Annotated in this window: 2 protein-coding genes; one reads left to right on the top strand and one right to left on the bottom strand. The window is 61.9% G+C overall.

Annotated elements, in window-relative coordinates; genetic code table 11:
* Window positions 1–20: 20 nt before the first annotated feature.
* Entirely contained in the window at window positions 21–1010 is a 990-nt protein-coding gene (locus AYR66_RS07615; RefSeq protein ID WP_088707009.1) for a D-2-hydroxyacid dehydrogenase family protein, read from the bottom strand.
* A 356-nt stretch (window positions 1011–1366) separates the two neighbouring features.
* Here AYR66_RS07615 and AYR66_RS07620 point away from each other — a divergent pair.
* Window positions 1367–2620, top strand: a 1254-nt coding sequence (locus AYR66_RS07620) for a phosphoenolpyruvate carboxykinase (GTP) (protein WP_088709676.1), incomplete at its 3' end; no start/stop codon positions are given.

The raw sequence follows: 2620 nt of genomic DNA on the forward strand, positions 1-2620 counted from the left end.
GGCCGCGATGAGGATGCGCATCAGGCCTTCAGTGCGCCGGGATTCAGGATGTTCTTCGGCGCGCCGGCGGCGAAGTCGAGCACATTCTGGAACGCCGCGCGGAAGTAGAGTTCGTAGCTGTCCTTTTCGACATAGCCGATATGCGGGGTCGCGAGCACGGTCGGGATGCGCAGCAACGGGCTCTTCGGGTCCAGCGGTTCGGACTCGAAGACATCGATCGCGGCGAAGCCGGGACGGCCGCGATGCAAGGCGGCTTCCAGCGCGCCTTCGGCGAGCAGTTCGGCGCGGCTGGTGTTGACGAGGAGCGCGGTGGTTTTCATGCGGCCGAGGTCGGCTTCGGTGACGATACCGCGTGTCGCATCGTTGAGCCGCAGGTGCAGCGACAGGACGTCGGCCTGTTCGAAGAATTCTTCGCGCGATGCTGCCGCGCGGCATCCGAGCTGGCGGGCGGCATCGCGGCTGGCGTCGCTGCCCCAGACCATGACATCCATGCCGAATGCCTTGCCGTAACCTGCGACGGTCTTGCCGATGCGCCCGAAACCCCAGATACCGAGCGTCCTTCCCTTGAGCACCGTGCCCAGGGTGTTGAGTTCCGGATTGATGGAAGCGGTCTGCCACAGGCCGTCGCGCAGGTTGACGGCGTACTGCGGAATCTTGCGCGTCGCGGCCATGATGAGTGCCCAAGTCAGTTCGGCGGGTGCCGTCGGGTCGCCGATGCCTTCCGCGATGGCAATGCCGTTTGCCGTCGCGGCATCGACATCGATGTGACCGCTCACCTTGCCGGTTTGCGAAATCAGCCGCAGGTTGGGCAGCTTGCCAAGGAGCTGGCGGCTGAAGACGGTGCGTTCGCGGATCAGGACCAGCGCGTCGAAGTCCTTTAGACGCAGCGCAAGCTGTACTACACCTTTGGCTCCGCTCGTGAACACTTTGACATCATGCCCCTCTAACAGGCGGTAACAATCAAGGTGCCGGACGCTGTCCTGGTAATCGTCGAGAATGGCTATTTTCATGAGTTCTTGCCGTGTTTGTCACAAAACCGTAGCAAAGATACGAGTCTTTAAAGAAACAGCAAATTCCTACTACAAAACTCAACAATTCTTCCTACAATTTTGTTGTAAATCATTGAGCCGAGGTATTGCCCCGTGTACAATCGGTGGTTAACTTATCGCCACTCCCTCTGGGAGGCGGCGAACCCACCAGCCCGAGCATTATTCCATTTTTCGGGCAGCGCGGTCCTACATGACGACCGCCTTCGACATGACCGCCGTATCGCTAGCCGACCGCACTAGCCAAGCCAAAAGCTGACGACGATCCTGCCGCACCGGGACTAGACAGGTTTCTTTTTTTGGCATTGGAGGTAGTTTTTATGAACCAACCCGTTATGGGAGGCATTGCAGCTTTGAATGCACCAACTTACGTCAAGCACCAGAAGTTGATCAACTGGGTCGCGGAAATCGCCGCGCTGACCAAGCCCGAGCGCATCTACTGGTGCGACGGCTCGCAGGAAGAATACGATCGGCTGTGCGCAGAGATGGTTGCCGCCGGCACCATGAAGAAGCTGAACGATGCCAAGCGCCCGAACAGCTACCTGGCCTGCTCCGACCCGTCCGACGTGGCGCGCGTCGAAGACCGCACCTTCATCTGCTCCGCGAAAGAGGAAGACGCCGGCCCGACCAACAACTGGATGGCGCCCGCTGAAATGCGCACCACCCTGAACGGGCTGTTCGACGGCTGCATGCGCGGCCGCACCATGTACGTGGTGCCGTTCTCCATGGGCCCGCTGGGTTCCCCGATCGCCCACATCGGCATCGAGCTGTCCGATTCCCCGTACGTCGCCGTCAACATGCGCATCATGACCCGCATGGGCAAGGCCGTGTACGACGTGCTGGGCGCCGAAGGCGAGTTCGTGCCCTGCGTGCACACCGTCGGCAAGCCGCTGCGTCCGGGTGAGCAGGATGTCGCGTGGCCGTGCAATGAAACCAAGTACATCGTCCATTATCCGGAAACCCGCGAAATCTGGTCCTACGGCTCCGGCTACGGCGGCAATGCGCTGCTGGGCAAGAAGTGCTTCGCGCTGCGTATCGCGTCCACGATGGGCCGCGACCAGGGCTGGCTGGCCGAGCACATGCTGATCCTTGGCGTCGAATCGCCGGAAGGCAAGAAGCACTACGTCGCTGCCGCCTTCCCGTCCGCCTGCGGCAAGACCAACTTCGCAATGCTGATCCCGCCGAAGGCGTTCAACGGCTGGAAAGTCACCACCATCGGCGACGATATCGCCTGGATCAAGCCGGGCAAGGATGGCCGCCTGTACGCGATCAACCCGGAAGCCGGCTACTTCGGCGTGGCACCGGGCACCAACACCGCGACCAACTCCAACTGCATGGCGTCGCTGACCGCGAACACCATCTTCACCAACGTCGCCCTGACCGACGATGGCGATGTCTGGTGGGAAGGCATGACCAAGGAACCGCCGGCGCATGCGATCGACTGGCAGGGCAAGGACTGGACGCCGGATTGCGGCCGCAAGGCAGCGCACCCGAACGCGCGCTTCACCGTCGCCGCCACGCAGAACCCGGTGATCGACCCGGCATGGGACGATCCGGCCGGCGTGCCGATCTCA

Origin of the sequence: Noviherbaspirillum denitrificans, from assembly GCF_002211445.1 — a bacterium.
Taxonomy (GTDB): Bacteria; Pseudomonadota; Gammaproteobacteria; order Burkholderiales; family Burkholderiaceae_D; genus Noviherbaspirillum; species Noviherbaspirillum denitrificans.

Excerpts from the sequence above, each read along its gene's own strand:
- AYR66_RS07615 (WP_088707009.1), bottom strand. The coding sequence starts at position 1,010 with ATGAAAATAGCCATTCTCGACGATTACCAGGACAGCGTCCGGCACCTT.